This is a genomic window from Paraburkholderia sacchari (assembly GCF_000785435.2).
Classification (GTDB): Bacteria; Pseudomonadota; Gammaproteobacteria; order Burkholderiales; family Burkholderiaceae; genus Paraburkholderia; species Paraburkholderia sacchari.
The window spans coordinates 40,769-59,924 of record NZ_JTDB02000001.1; the positions used below are offsets into that span (position 1 = coordinate 40,769).

At 65.4% G+C, this 19,156-nt stretch carries 14 protein-coding genes; 8 read left to right on the forward strand and 6 right to left on the reverse strand.

What is annotated here, in order from left to right:
- Positions 1-156: 156 nt before the first annotated feature.
- On the forward strand, positions 157-1,800 hold the full coding sequence (locus NH14_RS00160) for an acyl-CoA synthetase (RefSeq protein ID WP_035530208.1): 1,644 nt from the start codon (positions 157-159) through the stop codon (positions 1,798-1,800).
- A 280-nt stretch (positions 1,801-2,080) separates the two neighbouring features.
- Positions 2,081-2,392: a hypothetical protein gene (locus NH14_RS00165; RefSeq protein ID WP_035530206.1), complete on the forward strand. Its 312-nt coding sequence runs from the start codon at positions 2,081-2,083 to the stop codon at positions 2,390-2,392.
- A gap of 239 nt (positions 2,393-2,631) precedes the next feature.
- Here the strand turns inward: NH14_RS00165 and NH14_RS00170 are convergent, their stop codons facing one another.
- Positions 2,632-3,234 (reverse strand): response regulator transcription factor, encoded by a 603-nt coding sequence (locus NH14_RS00170; protein ID WP_035530203.1) that lies wholly within the window; start codon positions 3,232-3,234, stop codon positions 2,632-2,634.
- 178 nt (positions 3,235-3,412) lie between these two features.
- Here NH14_RS00170 and NH14_RS00175 point away from each other — a divergent pair, with 178 nt between their 5' ends.
- Genes NH14_RS00175 through NH14_RS00195 form a run of 5 tightly spaced genes read left to right on the forward strand, consistent with a single transcriptional unit; the run spans position 3,413 to position 8,828 of the window.
- Positions 3,413-4,210: a TetR/AcrR family transcriptional regulator gene (locus tag NH14_RS00175; protein WP_084225747.1), complete on the forward strand. Its 798-nt coding sequence runs from the start codon at positions 3,413-3,415 to the stop codon at positions 4,208-4,210.
- A complete protein-coding gene (locus NH14_RS00180) occupies positions 4,207-5,208 on the forward strand; it encodes an HlyD family secretion protein (protein ID WP_084225745.1) in 1,002 nt (333 codons plus the stop codon). Before NH14_RS00175 ends, NH14_RS00180 begins: the two co-directional genes overlap by 4 nt.
- Positions 5,205-6,176: an ABC transporter ATP-binding protein gene (locus tag NH14_RS00185; RefSeq protein WP_035530201.1), complete on the forward strand. Its 972-nt coding sequence runs from the start codon at positions 5,205-5,207 to the stop codon at positions 6,174-6,176. The genes NH14_RS00180 and NH14_RS00185 overlap by 4 nt, the downstream gene beginning before the upstream one ends.
- Positions 6,176-7,321 (forward strand): ABC transporter permease, encoded by a 1,146-nt coding sequence (locus NH14_RS00190; protein WP_176329259.1) that lies wholly within the window; start codon positions 6,176-6,178, stop codon positions 7,319-7,321. The genes NH14_RS00185 and NH14_RS00190 overlap by 1 nt, the downstream gene beginning before the upstream one ends.
- Before the next feature lie 10 nt (positions 7,322-7,331).
- The gene (locus tag NH14_RS00195; protein ID WP_176329266.1) at positions 7,332-8,828 is read left to right on the forward strand and encodes an efflux transporter outer membrane subunit; all 1,497 of its coding nucleotides are present in this window, start codon (positions 7,332-7,334) and stop codon (positions 8,826-8,828) included.
- 14 nt (positions 8,829-8,842) lie between these two features.
- On the opposite strand, the gene NH14_RS00200 is transcribed toward NH14_RS00195, so the two are convergent.
- The 4 genes from NH14_RS00200 to NH14_RS00215 all read right to left on the reverse strand — a co-directional run bounded on the left by NH14_RS00200 (position 8,843) and on the right by NH14_RS00215 (position 13,342).
- Positions 8,843-9,682, reverse strand: coding sequence for an ABC transporter permease (locus NH14_RS00200; protein WP_035530199.1), 840 nt, complete (start codon positions 9,680-9,682; stop codon positions 8,843-8,845).
- Positions 9,683-9,696: 14 nt separating this feature from the next.
- Positions 9,697-11,007: an ABC transporter permease gene (locus NH14_RS00205; protein ID WP_052148271.1), complete on the reverse strand. Its 1,311-nt coding sequence runs from the start codon at positions 11,005-11,007 to the stop codon at positions 9,697-9,699.
- A gap of 123 nt (positions 11,008-11,130) precedes the next feature.
- Positions 11,131-12,174, reverse strand: coding sequence for an ABC transporter substrate-binding protein (locus NH14_RS00210; RefSeq protein WP_035530196.1), 1,044 nt, complete (start codon positions 12,172-12,174; stop codon positions 11,131-11,133).
- A 76-nt stretch (positions 12,175-12,250) separates the two neighbouring features.
- Complete coding sequence (locus tag NH14_RS00215; protein ID WP_035530193.1) at positions 12,251-13,342, reverse strand: ABC transporter ATP-binding protein; 1,092 nt, start codon at positions 13,340-13,342, stop codon at positions 12,251-12,253.
- A 168-nt stretch (positions 13,343-13,510) separates the two neighbouring features.
- Between NH14_RS00215 and pdxR the strand changes: the two genes are divergently transcribed.
- The gene (pdxR, locus tag NH14_RS00220; RefSeq protein WP_052148270.1) at positions 13,511-15,031 is read left to right on the forward strand and encodes a MocR-like pyridoxine biosynthesis transcription factor PdxR; all 1,521 of its coding nucleotides are present in this window, start codon (positions 13,511-13,513) and stop codon (positions 15,029-15,031) included.
- A gap of 44 nt (positions 15,032-15,075) precedes the next feature.
- Here the strand turns inward: pdxR and NH14_RS00225 are convergent, their stop codons facing one another.
- The gene (locus NH14_RS00225) at positions 15,076-18,924 is read right to left on the reverse strand and encodes a DUF748 domain-containing protein (RefSeq protein WP_035530190.1); all 3,849 of its coding nucleotides are present in this window, start codon (positions 18,922-18,924) and stop codon (positions 15,076-15,078) included.
- Positions 18,925-19,156 lie beyond the last annotated feature (232 nt).

The window sequence follows — 19,156 nt, forward strand, 5'->3', positions numbered from 1 at the left end:
TCCGTGGCGCGGGGAAGACACGCTCTGTCGCGCCGGCGACAGACTCCCTCGCACCGTCCTGCTACGGTAGCGCGAATCATACCGATAAACCAGCCGATAACCCGGAAACAGGCCCGCACCCCGGGGCCTGTATGGATCGAATCAGGAGACAGCACCATGTCGCACCCGTACGAGGAAGGGCTCGCGCAACGCGAAGCCAATTACGTCCCGCTCACGCCCATCGACTTCATTGCGCGCGCCGCCGAGGTTTATGGCGAGCGTCTCGCCATGGTCCACGGCAACGTGCGCCGCAACTGGCGCGAGACCTATGCGCGCACGCGGCGTCTCGCGAGCGCGCTCGAACGGTCGGGTGTCGCGCGCGGCGACACCGTCGCGGTGCTGCTCCCCAACATCCCCGCCATGGTCGAAGCGCACTTCGGCGTACCGATGGCGGGCGCCGTGCTCAATACGCTCAATACGCGGCTCGACGTCGCGACCATGCTGTTCATGCTGCGCCATGGCGAGGCGAAGGTGCTCATCGTCGACACCGAGTTCGCGACGCTCGCGCAACGCGCGGCACTCGAATTTCCGGCGCTGAAGATCATTACCGTGGCCGATGTCGCGCCCGCGGACCCCGAGCATTTTCCGCGCGGCATCGACTATGAAGCCTTTCTCGAACAAGGCGACCCCGAGTTCGCCTGGCAACTGCCCGCGAACGAGTGGGACGCCATCGCGCTGAACTACACCTCGGGCACGACCGGCGACCCGAAGGGCGTGGTCTATCACCATCGCGGCGCGTATCTGAATGCGGTGAGCAATATCCTCGAATGGGATATGCCCAAGCACGCGGTGTATTTGTGGACGCTGCCGCTCTTTCATTGCAACGGCTGGTGCTTCGCGTGGACCGTGGCGGCGCGCGCGGGCGTGAACGTGTGCCTGCGCAAGTTCGACGCGAAGCTCGTGTTCGATTTGATCCGCACCGAAGGTGTCACGCACTATTGCGGCGCGCCCATCGTGCAGGGCGCGCTCGCCGACGCACCCGCCGAATACCGCGAGGGCATCGCTCACACGGTGCGCACGATGGTGGCGGGCGCGCCGCCCGCACCCGCCGTGATCGCGAAGATGAAGACCATCGGCATCGAACTCACGCACGTGTACGGGCTCACCGAGGTCTACGGTCCGGCTTCGGTGTGCGCGACGCAGGACGGCTGGAAAACGCTGCCCGAAGACGAACAGGCGCGGCTCGCCGCGCGCCAGGGCGTGCGCTATCACCTGCAAAGCGGCATCAGCGTGCGCAACCCCGAGACGATGGAGCCCGTGCCGAACGACGGCGAAACGCTCGGCGAAATCATGTTTCGCGGCAACATCTGCATGAAGGGCTATCTGAAGAACGAGCGGGCGACGGAAGAGGCGTTTCGCGGCGGGTGGTTCCATACCGGCGATCTCGGCGTAATGAGCCCCGACGGCTATGTACGCATCACCGACCGCAGCAAGGACATCATCATCTCGGGCGGCGAGAACATTTCGAGCATCGAGGTGGAAGACACGCTGTATCGCCATCCCGCGGTCGCGCTCGCGGCGGTCGTGGCGATGCCCGACGCGAAGTGGGGTGAAGTGCCGTGTGCATTTGTCGAATTGCGGGAAGGTGCGAGCGCAACGGTCGAGGAGATCATCGCGCATTGCCGGCTCTTTCTCGCGGCTTACAAGGTGCCTCGCGTCGTGAAGTTCGGCGAGTTGCCGCGCACCGCAACGGGCAAGATCCAGAAATACGAATTGCGCGCGCAGGTGGGGTCGAAAAGCGCGATCGATATGAAGAAATAATCCAAAATAGCCGGCGGGTCCGGGCGCCCGCCGCCCCGCTTATGTTACGGCTCTTGACAACCGGATCCGTTAAGTTGCTTCGGCAATTCGTCAGAAACGAACGGTAATCCATTACGCATCAAGGGCCGACTATAAAGCGCGCAATTTTCGTGCGGCAGACCGCTCGAAATGAAACATTACAAGTGCTCACGTATTCATCGCCTTGTCCCCGATAAGCTGGGTTTCACGTCGAATGCAACGCAATGTGTGCATGACGACGTACCCGAAGAGGAGGAATGCAATGAATACGACAAGCCGGAAAACCCCCGCCCGCATTCTCGCCGCCGCGCTGCTCGCAGGCGGTGCACTGATGGGCGCATCGAGCGCCTTTGCCCAATACGCGCCGCACTATGGCGAACCACGTATGGTGCCGGTGGACGTACACGTGTCGATCGGCTGGCACGATAACCGTTACTGGGACGGCCACCGCTATTGGGAACGTGACGAGTGGATGCATCATCATCCGCACGATCCGGGCCCTCCGGGCTGGCACGGCGACCGTCACGACATGCGTTACGACGAACATCGCCCGCCCCCGCCACCGCGCTACTGATTTGATCGACGCGGAACCGCACCTCCGCTCCTCGCTACATTCCTTGCGCGTTAATTCGATATGCGAATTAAATTATTCGGAATTGTGCCGAAAGCCTGGCGGCAGTAACGATGCGTAAAGTGCGCTCGTTGCTTCGCACGCAGCAGGAAGGTAACGTTATGGAGCGTTTCGTTCCCCGGAGCGCATGGTGTATTCTCATTCCCCCGGCCGTTCGCGGCTGGGGCTTTTTTACGCCGGCTTCAATCGATAAGCTTGTTCAAGGTGGCGAATTCGATCAGCGCCGCCAGTGACGAAACACCGAGCTTGTCGAGCACGCGCGTCTTGTAGGTGCTGACCGTCTTGTCGGAAAGCCCGAGCCGCGCCGCCACGCCCTTGTTGCTCATGCCGCGCGCGAGATATTGCAGCACTTCCACTTCGCGCGGCGAGAGCCCGTTGAGCGCCACGTCGCGGCCGCCGCCACAACTGCCCGCCGGGAAGCAGTCGTACCCGAGCAGCACCGCCTTCACCACGCCGCACAACTCTTCCACGCCACGGCTCTTGCTCACGTAACCGTTCGCGCCCGCGATGCGCGTGTGATTCGCCATCACCTGCTCGGGCTTCGCGGAAAGCACCAGAACGCGCGTGGCGGATTGCCGTGCGCGAATGGCGCGAATGACCGACAGCCCGTCCAGCTTTGGCAATTCGAGATCGAGGATGACGAGATCGGGCTGCAATTCCTGCACGATGCGCAACCCTTCTTCCCCATCGCTGCATTCGCCCACCAGTTCATATTCGGCATGCAAAACGTTTGCAAGCATCTTGAGAACGATGGGGTGATCGTCGATAACCACGATGCGCTTCATTTTTTCTTCCATATTTAGAGGCGTGATCGGATGCACCTTTCGGCACGAGAATGACAGCCTGAACGACCACCCCGCCTTTGTGTATAGGAAAGGTCTGAAAGGACGCCGACCGGCTGACAATCGTTAATCGGCGTCGCACGTATTTGAATCTAACTAACGCGTGAATTAGACTGGATCAATGAATCCACATCGCGTTATGCCCGCCTCGCCTCCTTCGCCTGTCGCGGCCGAAACCCGCAAGCCCCGCGGGCGTCGCCGCGCCGACGCCGATCTCGACGTGCGCGAGCGGCTGCTGGCCTGCGCAACGCAGCTCTTCGCCGAACAGGGCATCGCCGCCACGACCATGGCGCAAATCGCTGCCGCGGCGGGCGTCACGTCGGCCATGGTCCACTACTACTTCACCAATCGCGAAAAACTGCTCGACGCCGTGGTCGAAGAGCGCATCGCGCGCTCCATCGCTTATGTGTGGGGCAGCGCGGACAGCGAAGTCGCCGCCGACCCGCACGCGCTCGTGCAGGAACTCGTCGCCAGGCTCTTCGAAGTCACCGAACGCTTGCCGTGGCTGCCGCCGCTATGGCTGCGCGAAATCGTCAACGAAGGCGGCCTGCTGCGCGAGCGCATGCTCAAGCGCCTGCCCATCGAACAACTGCAACGATTCGTCATGCATATCGGTTCCGCGCAGCGCGAGGGCACCGTGAACCCGGCGCTGGAAGCGCCGCTGCTGTTCATGTCGATCCTCGCGCTCGTCATGCTGCCGCTCGCGACCTCGAGGCTCTGGCAAAGCACGCGCGGCCTGCCGAAGGTCGAGCGCGAGGCGCTGCGCCGCCATGTCACCGCGTTGCTTGCAGGCGCCATGCGGGTGCCCGCGAGCGGGCCTGCGGGTGCGGCTGTGGATGCGGCTGTGGATGCGGCTGTGGATGCGGCTGTGGGTGCGGCTGTGGGTGCGCCTAAAAATGCCACCGGGAGTGCGTCATGAGCGGGCCGATTGAACGTTCACGCGCCGCCAAGCGCCGCAACGCCCTGCCACTGCGCGCGACCCTCGCGTGCTTCGTTGGCCTCGCCGCGCTCGGCGCATGCTCGCGCCACGAAGCGCCGGTCTGGCAAGGCTACGTCGAAGGCGAATACGTCTATCTCGCGTCGTCGCAATCGGGCACGCTCGCGAAGCTCGGCGTGCAGCGCGGCCAGACCGTCGCTGCCTCGGCGCCCGTGTTCGCGCTCGAAGCCGTCGACGAAACCGCCGCGCGCGACGAAGCGCGCCACCGTCTCGCCGCCGCGCAGGCCCAGCTCGACGACCTGCAAACCGGCAAGCGTCCGCCCGAGGTGCGCGTGACCGAAGCGCAGCTCGCGCAGTCCGAGGCCACCGCGCGCAAGGCGGCGCTCCAGCTCGCGCGCGACGAGGCGCAGTGGCGCGCAGGCGGCATCTCGCAGGCGCAGCTCGATGACTCGCGCGCGCAGGCCGCATCGAGCGCCGCGCAGGTGCGCGAGTTGCAGAATCAGGTGCGCGTCGCGAACCTGCCCGGGCGCGTGGCGCAGATCGCGGCGCAGGCCGCCGATGTCGAGGCGGCGCAGGCCACGCTCACCCAGGCGCAGTGGAAGCTCGATCAGAAGCGCGTGGCCGCGCCGGCTGCGGGGCTGGTCTACGACACGCTTTATCGCGTTGGGGAATGGGTGCAGGCCGGCAGCCCGGTCGTGCAGATGCTGCCGCCGCAAAACGTCAAGCTGCGCTTTTTCGTGCCCGAAACCGTGGTGGGATCGCTCGCGCCGGGGCGCAAGATTCTCGTGCATTGCGACGGCTGCGCGGCCGAAGTGCCCGCCACCATCACCTGGGTCTCGAACGCCGCCGAGTACACGCCGCCCGTCATCTACAGCAACGAGCAACGCGCGAAGCTCGTGTTCATGGTCGAGGCGCATCCGGTCATGCAAGACGCCGCGAAGCTCCATCCGGGTCAGCCGGTGGAGGTGCGGCTGCAATGAGCACAACCCGCGCAACGGGCGCCGACACGGGCAACGAGCCGCGCTACGCCATCGACGTGCGCAATCTCAACAAGCATTTCGGCGACAAGCACGTGGTCAACGACGTCTCGCTGCGCGTCGCGCCCGGCGAGATCTTCGGCTTTCTCGGGCCCAACGGCAGCGGCAAGACCACCTCGATCCGCCTCATGTGCGGCCTGCTCACGCCCGATTCGGGCTCGGGCACCTGCCTCGGCTACGACATCGTGCGCGAGAGCGAAGAGATCAAGCGGCGCGTGGGCTACATGACGCAGCGCTTCTCGTACTGGGACGATCTGACGATCCGCGAGAATCTCGACTTTGTCGCGCGCATCTACCGCATGCCGCGGCGGCGCGAATGCGTCGACCGCGCGCTCGAATCGCTGGGCCTCGAAAGCCGCGCGAACCAGCTCACGGGCGCGCTCTCGGGCGGCTGGAAGCAGCGTCTCGCGCTGGCCGCCTGCATGCTGCACGAACCGCGGCTGCTGCTGCTCGACGAACCCACGGCGGGCGTCGATCCCAATGCGCGGCGCGACTTCTGGGAAGAGCTGCACCGGCTCGCCGCGCGCGGCATCTCCGTGCTCGTGAGCACGCACTACATGGACGAAGCCGAGCGCTGCCACAAGCTCGCCTACATCGCGTGGGGCAAGCTGCTCGCGCAAGGCACGGCCGCCGAAGTAATCGCCGCACAAGACCTCGAAACATGGGCGATTCACGGCGATCAGCTCACCGCGCTCTCCACCCAATTGCGCGCCATGCCGGGCGTCGATCAAACGGTGGTATTCGGCTCCGTGCTGCACGCGAGTGGCCGCGACCACGCGGCGCTCGCGACCTCGGTCGAACGCGTGGCCGCCGACTCATCGTTGCACGCGCAACGAATAGACACGGGACTCGAGGACGTCTTCATCCATCTGATGAGCCAGACACGCGACAACTACGGGGGCAAGGCCTGATGCTGAAGCTGAACCTCGGGTTTTCCGTGTCGCGCTGGTGGAGCATCGTGCTCAAGGAGTTCCTGCAGCTCAAGCGCGACCGCGTGACCTTCGCGATGATCGTCGGCTTGCCGATCATGCAGCTCACGCTGTTCGGCTACGCGATCAACACCGATCCGAAGCACCTGCCCACCGCCATCGTCGTGGCCGAAGACAGCCCTTTCTCGCGCAGCTTCGTGGCGGGCATGAAGAATTCGGCCTACTTCGACGTGATCGAGACGCTGCCCGACGAGGCCTCTGCGCGGCACGCGCTCGCGCGCGGCAACGTGCAGTTCGTGCTGAGCATTCCCGTGGACTTTTCGCGGCGCTTGCTGCGCGGCGAGCGGCCCTCGCTGCTGGTGGAAGCGGACGCCACCGATCCCACCGCCATCACCACCGCGCTGGCCGCGCTGCCCGGTCTCATCGCCCCCGTGGCCGCCAAAGACCTGACCGGCCCGCTCGCGCACCTGAACGGCGCGCCCGCCGCCTTCGACGTGCAGATCCATCGCCTCTACAACCCCGAGGGCATCACGCAGTACAACGTCGTGCCGGGCCTCATGGGCGTGATCCTCACGCTGACGATGGTGATGATGACCGGGCTCGCCATCACGCGCGAACGCGAACGGGGCACGATGGAAAACCTGCTCGCGATGCCCGTGCTGCCCATCGAGGTCATGACGGGCAAGATCGTCCCGTACGTGGCGATTGGCCTCGTGCAGGCGACCATCATCGTGGTCGCTGCGCGCTTCGTATTCGACGTGCCGTTCGAAGGCGGACTCGTGGCGCTCTATCTTTCGGCGCTGCTGTTCATCGCCGCGAATCTCACGGTGGGCATCACGCTCTCGTCGCTCGCGCAGAACCAGTTGCAGTCCATGCAGCTCGCCGTGTTCTACTTCCTGCCGAACCTGCTGCTTTCGGGCTTCATGTTTCCGTTCGCGGGCATGCCGCGCTGGGCGCAATGGATCGGCAACCTGCTGCCGCTCACCTACTTCAACCGGCTCGTGCGCGGCATCCTGCTCAAAGGCAACGGCTGGGCCGACTTGTGGCCTTCCGTGTGGCCGCTCGCCGTGTTCGCGGCCGTCGTGATGACGATCGCGGTGCGCTTCTACCGGCGCACGCTGGACTAGGGGCGCGATGATGAAACGCCATACGTCAACGCTCTTGTCGCCACTCTTGTCACTGCTGTTGGCTACAGCGCTCGCGGGCTGCACCGTCGGCCCGGACTTTCACTCGCCCGCCGCACCGCAGGGGCCCGACTACACGCGCACGCCGCTGCCCGCCGGCACGGCCAGCGCTTCCGGACCCGGCGGCGCCGCGCAAACTTTCGCAGCAACCGAACATGCGCCGCGCGCCTGGTGGAAGCAATTCGGCAACCCCGCGCTCGACAGTCTCGTGGACGAAGCGCTGCACGCCAGCCCGACACTCGATTCCGCGCGCGCGAAGCTCGTCCAGGCGCGCGAGAACTACAACGCGCAAGCGGGCGCGGTGCTCTTTCCGTCCGTCGACCTGAAGCTCTCCGGCACGCGCCAGAAGATCGACCTGGCCGCCTTCGGCATCACCCAAGTGCCGAATCCGGCGCCGTTTACGCTTTACAACGCCTCGGTCAGCGTCTCGTATGTGTTCGACCTGTTCGGGGCGAACCGCCGCGCGCTCGAAGCCACGCTCGCACAAGTCAATTATCAGGAATACGAACTTGAAGCGGCACAGCTTACCGTGGCCGGCAACGTGGTCGCCACGGCAATCCGCCGGGCCGCGCTGCGTAGTGAGATCGACCTCACGCAACGATTGATTGCCGCGCAAACGCGGCAATTGTCGATCATGGAGGCACGGCTCGCGGCAGGCGGCGTCGCGCGGCTCGACGTGCATAGCCAGCGCACGCTGCTCGCGCAAACGCGCGCCACGCTCGCGCCGCTCACCACGCAATTGGCCCAGACCGATCATCTGCTCGCGATCCTGCTGGGCGTGGAGCCATCGAGTTCGGCCTTTGCGCCGCAACTCGACGCGCTCACGCTCGACGCGTTGCCGCTGCCCGATACGCTCGCGCTCACGTTGCCATCCACGCTCGCGCGCGAGCGCCCCGACATTCGCGCGTCCGAAGCTTTACTGCATCAGGCGAGCGCAAACGTGGGCGTGGCGACGGCCAATCTGTTTCCGCAGATCTCGATCTCGGCGGGCATAGGCTCTGAGCGCACGCGCATCGAGGACGTGATAACGGGACTCAACATCTGGAACGTGGGGCTAGGCCTCACGCAGCCGATCTTTCATGGCGGCGAGTTGCGCGCGAAGCGGCGCGCGTCAGAAGCCGCGTATGAGGCCGCGTTTGCTGATTACAAGCAGACAGTGCTGCAAGCGCTCCAGCAAGTCGCCGATACGCTGCACGCATTGCAGGACGACGCGCTGGAATTGCAGACCCGCGACGACGCCGCGCACGAAGCGCAGGCCAGCGCCGCCATCGCCCACGATCGCTATGCCGCGGGCGGTGTGAGCGAGTTCGATCTGATCGATGCGCAACGCCAGGCGCTGCAAACCGCGCTCGACCGCACGCGTGCGCAGGCCACGCGGCTCACGGATACCGCAGCGCTCTATCAGGCATTGGGCGGCGCGGCGCTGCCCGATGAAGCGGCGGCGCGCTAGCGCCGCCTTGCATTTCAAACCTTCACCGCGCGCGCCGCATTCCTGCCGCGCAGCCATTCGAGCGCCAGCAACAGGCTGGTCGAGAACACGATCAATATCGTTGCGAGCGCAGCGATCGTCGGGCTGATGTTCTCGCGAATGCCCGTGAACATCTGGCGCGGCAGCGTCGTCTGATCGGCGCCCGCAAGGAACAGCGTCACCACCACCTCGTCGAATGACGTCGCGAACGCGAACAGCGCGCCCGAAATCACGCCGGGCGCGATCACGGGCAGCGTGATGCGGAAGAACGTCGCGACCGGATTCGCGCCGAGCGAGAGACTCGCGCGCACGAGGTTGTAGTTGAAGCCCTGCAACGTGGCCGCTACCGTGGTCACCACGAACGGCACGCCCAGCGACGCATGCGCGAGAATCAGGCCCAGATAGGTATTGGCGAGACCGAGCGGTGCGAAGAACAAATACATGCCCACGCCCACCACCACCACGGGCACGATCATCGGCGAGATGAGCACGGCCATCAGCACTGCCTTGCCGCGAAAGTCCGCCTTCGTGATGCCGATGGCCGCAAGCGTGCCGAGCACCGTCGCCACCAGCGTCGCCGCCGGCCCGACAATGAAGCTGTTCTTCGCGGCCATGCGCCACTCGTCGGACATCACGAGGTTCTGATACCAGCGCAACGACCAGCCCGGAATCGGGTAGACCAGAAATGTGCTCGACGAAAACGACAGCGGCACGATCGCAAGCACGGGCAGGATCAGATAGAGCAACGTGAGCACGGCGAGCCCGCGCAGCGTGAAGTACCACACGCGTTCGATGGCCGAGGTATGCGGCGCAAACAGAGGTTTGGCGAATTTCATGTCGATGGCCTCCGTTAGCCGAGGCTCAGTTGCGTGCGCGTGAAGCGCCCGTAGACGAAGTACAGCACGGTGGTCGCCGCGAGCAGGAGCGCGCCGAGCGAGCATGCCATGCCCCAGTTGATCGACACGTTCGTGAAGTACGCCACGTAGTAGCTCACCATCTGGTCGGCGGGGCCGCCGAGCAGCGCGGGCGTGATGTAGTAGCCGATCGAGAGGATGAAGACGAGCAGCACGCCCGCGCCGATGCCCGGATACGTCTGCGGCACGTACACGCGCCAGAATGCCGCGAACGGATGGCTGCCGAGCGAGACGGCCGCGCGCTGGTAAGTCGGCGGGATCGACTTCATCACGCTATAGAGCGGCAGCACCATGAACGGCAGCAGAATGTGCGTCATGGAGATGTACACACCGACGCGATTGAAGAGCAGCGTGAGCGGCGTGGAAATGATGCCCGTGCCGATCAGCGCCTTGTTGACCAGTCCTTCGCTCTGAAGAATGACGATCCACGCGGCCACGCGCACGAGAATCGACGTCCAGAACGGAATCAGCACAAGGATCATCACGAGATTGGCGCGGCGCTCCGGCAGCGTCGAAATCCAGTACGCGAGCGGATAGCCGAGCGCTAGCGTGAACAGCGTCACGAACACGCTGATCACGAAGGTGCGGCCGAACACTGCGAGATAGATCTGCTGGTCGGGTTCGGCGGAAACGATGCTGCCGAACGCGTCCTGCTTGTGATCGAGCGAGGCGAGCAGATAAAACGGCGAGTAGCGGCCACTGTTCTTCGCGATGGCCTGCCAGTACGTCACGTCGCTCCAGCGGTCGTCGAGCTCGACGATTTTGGCGCGCGTTTGCGCGGGCGTCAGCTTGAGCGGATGGCCGTCGTCGTCGGCGAGCGGCATCGCTCGTGCCGTCTTCGCCACGAGCGAGCGGTAACCCGCGATCTCCACGTTCAGGCGGCGTGCGAGCGCGCCCATGGCGTCGCCGTCCTGCACGGCCGTGAGGTCTTGCGCGAGTGCCGCATAGGCCGCGTCGGGCGGTGCGCTCTTGCGGTCCCAGCCGCTCAGCGCCGCAACGGTATGCGGCAGCGCGGTCGCCACCTCGGGATTCTGTACGGCGCGCGTGAGCAGCGCCGCGATCGGCACGACGAAAATCAGCAGCAAAAAGATCGCCAGCGGCGCAATCAGCAAGAGCGCCATCGTGCGCTTTTTGGCCTGCGCGAGGCGCAGTTCGCGCTTCAGGCGCGCAACCGGCTCGCTTGCGTCTGCTGCGCTGCTGCTTGCGCTGTTGCCTCGATTTTCGGCTGCATGTTTCGCGGTTGTCATGGATGTCAACTCAGTCTCCTGCGGTCGCCCCGGAAGCACTCGCTCCGAGGCGCCATACCGCATGTGCCGCCCCGTGCAAGGGACGGCGCATGCGGCCTTCCTCCGTTATCGCATCGTCGCGGCTTACTTCGCGGCCCACGAGCCGAAGCGCTGCTCGAGCTCGTCGCCGTGATCGGTCCAGAACGTGAGGTTCTCCTGGATCGCGGTCTTGCCGTTCTTCGGCGAATTCGGCAGGTTTTCGAGCGTCTTCTCGTCGAGCGCCTTGATTGCCGCTGCGTTCACCGGGCCGTAGGCGATGTGCTTCGCGTAGTCCTGCTGCGGCTTCGACGAAAGCGTGTACGCGATGTACTGCATGGCCTGCGCCTTGTTCGGCGAGCCCTTCGGAATCGCCCAGTAATCGAGGTCGTAGATGCTGCCGTTCCACACGACCTTGAGGTTCTTGCCTTCGCGCTGCGCAGCGTCGATGCGGCCGTTATAGGCCGTCGACATCACCACGTCGCCCGCCACGAGGAACTGCGGCGGCTGCGCGCCCGCTTCCCACCACTGGATATTGGGCTTGAGCTCATCGAGCTTCTTGAACGCGCGGTCCTGGCCGGCCTTCGTCGCGAGCACCTTGTAGACGTCCTGCGGCGCAACGCCGTCGGCCATCAGCGCGAATTCCATGTTGTAGCGCGCGCCCTTGCGCATGCCGCGCTTGCCCGGGAATTTCTTCACGTCCCAGAAGTCGGCCCAGCTTGCGGGCGCCGTCTTCAGCTTGTCGGCGTTATAGGCGAGCGCCGTGGACCACACGAAAAAGCCTGCGCCGCACGGCTGCACCGCCGCCTTCAGATAATCGGCCTTGTTGCCGAGCTTCGACCAGTCGAGCTTCTCGTAGAGGCCTTCGTCGCAGCCGCGCGCGATGTCGCCGGTCTCCACTTCAACCACGTCCCAGTTCACGTGCTTTGCTTCGACCATGGCCTTGACCTTGGCCTGCTCGCCGTTGTACTCGACCACCGTGACCTTGTTGCCGGTCTCAGTCTGGAATGGCCCGTTGAAGGCCGCCTTCTGTGCGTCGCCGTTCGCGCCGCCGAAGTTCACGACCGTGAGTTCCGCGGCATGCGCCGCGCCACACGAGAGTGCGAACGCGGCCGCCGCCGCTGCAACGCGCAAATTGCCGATTTGCTTCATGGTGTAGTCCCCTTCTCCTGATGGTTTGTTCTCGCGCGTTTCGGCGCTACGGTGGGTGCTTCAGTGCTTCAGTGCATCACGCGAAGATGCGCAAATGCTCCGGCGCGAACTCGAGCGCGACCGGCTGGCCGGGCGCGAAGGCTTCAAGCGCCTCGGTGCCGAGCGGCACCTTCACGAAGCACTCGTCCTGATGAGGCAGGCCGCAGCGCATGCGCACGTGGTCGCCGAAATAGATCAGGCTGCGCGCCTCGCCCGCGAGCGCGTTCGCACCGTTGACGCCAGCGTGGGACGCGAGCTTCATGCGCTCGGGCCGGATGCACGCGACTGCGTCCGCGCCCGCCTGCGCGCCCGCGACATTGCGGCCTTTCAGGCGCGTGCCGTCGGCGAGATGGATTTCGCAGAATTCGCCGTCCACCGCGGCGATCTTGCCGCGCAGCCGGTTGCTGTCGCCGATGAAGTTCGCCACGAACTCGTTGCACGGCGATTCGTAGAGGCGGTCCACGGTATCGAGCTGCTGCACGATGCCCTTGTCGAACACCGCCACGCGGTCGGACATCGTGAGCGCCTCGCCCTGGTCGTGCGTGACGTAGACGAACGTGACGCCGAGCTTTTCGTGCAGCGATTTCAGTTCGTACTGCATATGTTCGCGAAGTTGCTTGTCGAGCGCGCCGAGCGGCTCGTCCATGAGCACGAGCTTCGGCTGAAACACCAGTGCGCGGGCAAGCGCGATGCGCTGCTGCTGGCCGCCCGAGAGCTGGGCCGGATAGCGCTTGGCGAAGCCTTCCATGCGCACCATCTTGAGCGCGTCGTTCACGCGCGCGGCGCGCTCGGCCGTGGGCACCTTGCGCACGCCGAGCGGATACGCCACGTTCTGCTCGACGGTCATGTGCGGAAACAGCGCGTAGTTCTGAAACACCATGCCGATGTCGCGCTTGTGCGGCGGCACGTTGTTGAGCAGCTTGCCTTCGAGGCGGATCTCGCCGCCAGTGGGAAATTCGAAGCCCGCCAGCATCATCAGGCAGGTGGTTTTGCCGGAGCCGGACGGCCCGAGCAGCGTCAAAAACTCGCCGTGGTAAATGTCCAGATCGAGTTGCTTGACCACCAGCGTCTCGCCGTCGTACGTCTTGCGCACGCCGCGAAAGCTGACGATCGCCTCCGATGTCTTCATCGTCCTTGTCTCCTATATCGACCGGAGTTCATGCTTCAGCACTTCCGGCGCGGCTCAATTTATTCTCACACAGAAAAAAATTAGCCGAATCTGACGTTGGATTACTATAGACGCTCACGGCTCTATTGAATGGAGCCATTTCATTATTATCGATGGAACCACTTTGCCATGGTCATTCTGTCCGACTGGCTCGCAGCCCAACTCGACAAGGCCTCGGCGGAGCCAGTCTACCGCCAGTTGCTGCAACTGATGCAGCAGGCCATCCTGACCGGCCAGCTGGCGCCCGGCACGAAGCTGCCCAGTTCGCGCCTGCTCGCGGGCGACCTCGGCATCGCGCGCAATACGGTGCTGCACGTCTACGACCAGCTAAGCGCCGAAGGCTACGTGCTTTCGAGCACCGGCAGCGGCACCTATGTCGCGGACACGCGCCCCGACTCGGCCGCCGTGGGCGCGCGCCCGGACGCAACGACCCGCGCCGTGCCCGAGCCCAACCCGCGCGGCGACATGTCGATGCGCGGGCAGCGTCTGATCGACGAGGCCGGCGTCTCGGCCCGGCAATGGGGCGCGTTCATGCCCGGCGTGCCGGACGTGGCCGAGTTTCCCTCGCGCACCTGGAGCCGCCTGCAATCGCGGCTCTGGAAATCGGTGAACCCCGAGCTTCTCACCTACGCGCCGGGCGGCGGCTATCGGCCCCTGCGCCGCGCGCTCTCCGACTATTTGCGCGTGGCGCGCTCGGTGCGCTGCTCGCCCGACCAGATCATCATCACGACCGGCATTCATCAGTCGATTGATCTCGCAGTGCGCCTGCTCGCCGACATCGGCGACCGCGCCTGGGTGGAGGAGCCGTGCTACTGGGGCGCGCGCAGCGTGCTGCAAGCCTCGGGCATCAAGCTCGCGCCGATTCCTGTGGATAACGAAGGGCTCAATCCGCGCGAATCGGACCTGCGCCATCCGCCGCGCATCGCGCTCGTCACGCCCTCGCACCAGTACCCGCTCGGCATGGTGATGAGCCTCGCGCGCCGCCGCACGCTGCTCGAATACGCGCGCCAGCACAAGGTGTGGATCATCGAGGACGACTACGACAGCGAGTTCCGCTACGGCAGCCGTCCGCTCGCCTCGCTGCAGGGGCTCGACGACTCGGACCGCGTGATCTACGTGGGCAGCCTCGGCAAGCTGCTGTTCCCGGGGTTGCGCATGGGCTATATGGTCGTGCCCGAGCGGCTCGTGGATGTGTTCCGCACCGGGGTGTCCGAACTCTATCGCGAAGGCCAGCTGATCCAGCAAGCCGTGCTCGCCGAATTCATCATGGACGGCTATCTCACCTCGCACGTGCGCCGCATGCGCACGCTCTACGGCGAGCGGCGGCAACTGCTGATCGATGCCGTAACGCAACGCTTCGGCGACGCGCTGCCCGTCATGGGCGACGAAGCGGGCCTGCACTTCGTGCTGGGCCTGCCCGATCATTGCGACGACCGCGTGGTAACCGCGGCTTCGTATGAAGCAGGAGTGATCGTGCGGCCGCTGGCGTCGTATTACCTGGGCAAGCAGCAGCGCAAAGGATTGCTAACAGGTTATGCGTGCGTGGCGCAAGAGAATATCGCGCCGGCGTTCGCCACGCTCGCGCGCGTGATCGAAGAACATGCGTTCGGCCCGAAGAGCAAGCCACGCACGCGCGAGCGAGCGGCGTGAAAAGCGCATGCGGGGCATGGAAAACACGTCCCGCATGGTTGCCGTCATTTGAGCCCGAAGTCCACGCGCGTGGTCGCGCCCTTGTCGGTGATGCCCGTCGCGTCGAGCTTGGGCGCCACCACGAACACGCGGCTCGAGTCGACCTTGCCTTCGAAGTACTGCTGCACGGCCTGCGCGCGCCGTTGCGCGAGGTCGCGCAGCGTGGCGTCGTCCACGGGCGCGTGCTCGGCGAGCGCCTGCTTCATGTCGTCGGCCGGCAGTGTCTTCGTGAGGCCCACCATGTTGCGCGGCTTCTTGAAGTCGGCATCCTTATAGGCCTTGGTGAGGTATTTCTCGTACTCCTTCGGATCGACCTGCACCTGCGAGATATCCACGCTCTCGCCGTTGCCCACGGTGTCCTTCACCTTCTGCCTGCGCACGAGGCGGTCCACATACTTCTCGCGCAGCGCGGGCGTGTCCACGGCCGGGTCGACGCGGCCGATCAGGTCGATCTTGATCGACGGCTTGTCGTCGAGCGCCTTCGCGATCGTGTCGAGTTTTTTGTTGTCGGCGTCGGAAAGCTTGTCTGAGCCGGCGTCGAACTCCACGTAGCCGAGCTCCTCCCCGCCGCCGCCGAACGCATTCGCGAGCAGCGCGAACGGCGCGGTCACGGCCTTCGCGATCAGATTGAGCACCGCATGCCAGATCAGGCCGCCGAGGCTGAATTCCGGGTTCGAGAGCGAGCCAGACACCGGAATGTTCACGTCGATCTCGCCGCGCCGGTTCTTGAGCAGCGAAATCGCCAGACGCACGGGCAGCTTGGTGGCGGTGTCGTTCTCGACGTGGTCGCCGAACGTGAGCTGGTCGATGAACAGATGGTTGTTCGCCGTGAGCTGGTCGTTCGCGAGCTGGTAGTGCAGGTCGACGTTGAGCTTGCCCTTCGTGATCGGATAGCCCGCGTACTTGGCCGAATACGGCGTGAGATTGGTGAGTTCGATGTCGTGTGCGCTCGCGGTGATGTCGAGCTCGGGCTTCGCAACGAGCGGATTCACCGAGCCCTTGATGGCGATCGGTCCGTTCGCCGCGAGCTTGGCCGACACGTCGACGGGCGCGGAGGTGGTCGACTCGGTGCCGAACGCGCCCACCGTGCCCTGGATCTGCACGAGGTTGGCGCTGTAGTTCGGCTTGATGAAGTTGTCGGTGTAGGTCACGCGGCCGTTTTGCAGCACGAGTTCGCCGAAATGCAGGCGCACCGGATGCCTGGGCGGCTGCGCGGCGGTGACCGTAGCGGACGCCGGGACCGGTGCGGAAGCCGATGCTGGCGCAGAAGCGGCCGCGACCGGCGCAACCGGTGCAACCGGCGCACTGGCCGCCGCTGGCGACAGCGGCACCGGTTCGTGGCCGCTCGCGTCGCGCGTGAGCGACTGCGCCTGGCCGCTCTCGTGCGCCACCACGTCCTTGAGATTGAGCTTGCCTTGCGCGTCGAGCAGCACGCGCCCGTAGAAGCCGCTGAAGGTCACGCGGCTCGCGTCCACGTCGGTGCCGCGCGCGTCGTCGTAGCTCGCCTTCAGGTTCGAAAGCGCGAGCGAGCGCCAGCCCGCGAACGGGTCGGAGGTCGCCTTGTCGAGCATGCGCACGTCCACGAGCGCCGCGTCGCCGCGATAGTTCGCCTTGAGCGCCTTGCCCTGCTCCACGGCAAGCTGCCCGTTCATGTTGAGCAGCGCGCTCGCGATCACCGCGTTGAGCTGGCTGCCGAAGTACGGCTCGAACGCGGCGGCGTCGAGCCGGTTCGCGTCGATCTTGAACTTCGCCGTGAGCGGCGTGGGGTTCAAGTCGCCGTTGAGCGCGAGCGTGCCTTTCTTGTTGACGGTCGCCTTCAGGTCGATGGGCAGCGCGTGCTTCATGTCGTCGCTGATTTGCTGGACCTTCAGATCGAGCGGCGCGACGGCGAGCGTGACCGGGCGCGGCGTCGTGCTGTCCGTGAAGTTAATCGAGCCGCCGCTCACGTTCAGCGCGTCGATCTTGTAGCGCCACGCCGGGCCTTCCTTCACCGACTTCTGCGCCGCGCGAATCGCCGTGCGCTCGGGCGCGGCCTGGCGGCCTTGCGCAAGCTCCAGCAGATCGATCTTGCCGTCCTTCCTGCGCTCGACGTTGACGGCGAGACCGCTCGTATTCACCGACGCAATCTGCGCGGTGCGCGCCGCCAGATCGACCGCGCTCACCTGCACCGTGCCCTTCGCGAGCGCCACGAGCGGCGCCTTCGAACCGCGCGCAGCGAGCTTGAGCGCTTCCAGATCCAGCGTGCTCGCATCCACCTTCACGGCGGCCGGCTCTTTCGCCCAGTCGGCCTTGATGGTCGAGTCGAGGCTCAGCTTGCCGTCGAGGATCTGCGCGGCGCTCACGCCGTCGAGATACGGCTGCACTTGCGGCAACGTCACGTTGTGCAGGACGACTTTCGCCTCGGCGCTCTTCGCGGCGAGGCCGAGGCGGCCCGAGACCTGCGCCGTGCCGCCGTCGGGCGCGCGAAACGCGAGTGTGTAGTCGGCGGGCGCCTTCGCGACGGTCGAGAAGTTCGCGAGCGTCGTGGCGACGTTGCCGAGATCCAGATCCACCGGGCGCGACGCCGCTTCGTCGTGCACATGCACGGTGCCATCCACGATCGCGAACTGGCGAATCGAGAGGTCGAGCGGCGGCGCCTTGGGCGCGGGCGCGGCCTGGGCGCCCGACGCCGCGGGCGGGACCGCCGCGACCGCGCTCGCGGCGCCTTTCTGCTCGCCTTTTACAGGAGACTGCGCAGGAGACTGCGCCGTGGCATTGCCCGTGGCCGCGTCGGCCTTCGCCACCGGTGCGCCGGCCAGCTTCTCGACGCTGAGCACGCCCGCCTTGTCGCGCGCGATCCAGGCCTTGGGCGCGTCGATGCGGATCGTATCGAAGCGATAGACGTTGCTGAACGGCTCGAGCGAGGCTGCCGCCACATGCAGGCTGCGCGCGCCGAACAGCGGCGCGTTGGCGTTGTCGGTGGCGTCGATATCGTTGAGGTCGGTGGTCCCGGAAACGCGCAGCGTGGGCTTCTCGCCCGACATCACGAACGCGAGCTTGAGGTTGGTGGAGAGCTTGCCGCTCTTGAGCGTCACCGGCAGCTTGGTGGGCGCATAGGTGAGCAGCTTGGGCAGATCGAGATCGGCGAGACGCAGTTCGACCTCGGACTCGCGCGACGCCGCGAACGGCTTGGTCCTGCCGTCGATGGCGAGCGTGCTGTCGCCGTCGATGCGCGCGCGCAGCATCGGCTGGACAAAGATATCGGTCTTCGAAGGCAGCGTGGCGATGAACGGAATGCCGAGCGACCAGCGGTCGATCACATGCTTTTCTTTGAGCAGGCGATCGTCGAAAGTGATCTGGCCGTTCTCGATGTGGATGTTCGACACCGCGAATTGCGCGGGCTTGCTGCTGGGGTTTTCGGAAGGCTTCGAGAACTTCTCGATGAGGTCCGAGAAGTTGAAGCGCTGCGCGTCGAGTCGCACGACGGTCGCGCGCGGCGAATCGAGCCGCACCTCGTCGACGATTGGCGCCGCGCGGAAGATCGACGACCACGACGCCTGCACGACGAGCTTTTCGACATCGAAGAAGTCGCCCTGGCCGCCGCGCTCGCCGATGTGCACGCGGTCCGCTTCAAGCCGAAGCGTGTAAGGATTGAGGCCGATGCGCGCGATCGAAACGGGCCGGTCGAGTTGCTTGCTCAACTGTTGTTCGGCAATGTGCCGGATCAGCGGCGGCGCGGCGAAAAAGCCGAGCAGGCCGAACACCACGAGAAAGATCGCGATGCCGGTGAAGATGCGCCGTGTGCGCGGAGCGCGCGCCACGGCGCGCACCGATTGCAACGAAGTCGTCAGCGATGCTTTGTTGAGGCTTGCCATGCTTGCTGGCCAATGACGCGGCGAAAGGCTCGCCGCGGCTAGTGAAGATAGTAAAACCGGATGGAATGCCGGGGAATCCGACAGCCGAAAGTATAGGCCCGATGACACATTGAGCGTCGACAAAACGCCGGAAGGATGCGGGGCTGGCAGCGGCGCGCGCCGGCGCGGCTGCTCTGTGGCGGGGACGGCGGTCCGCCGCGCTGCCGCGCGCGCGTGACCGCCGTTATGGCTG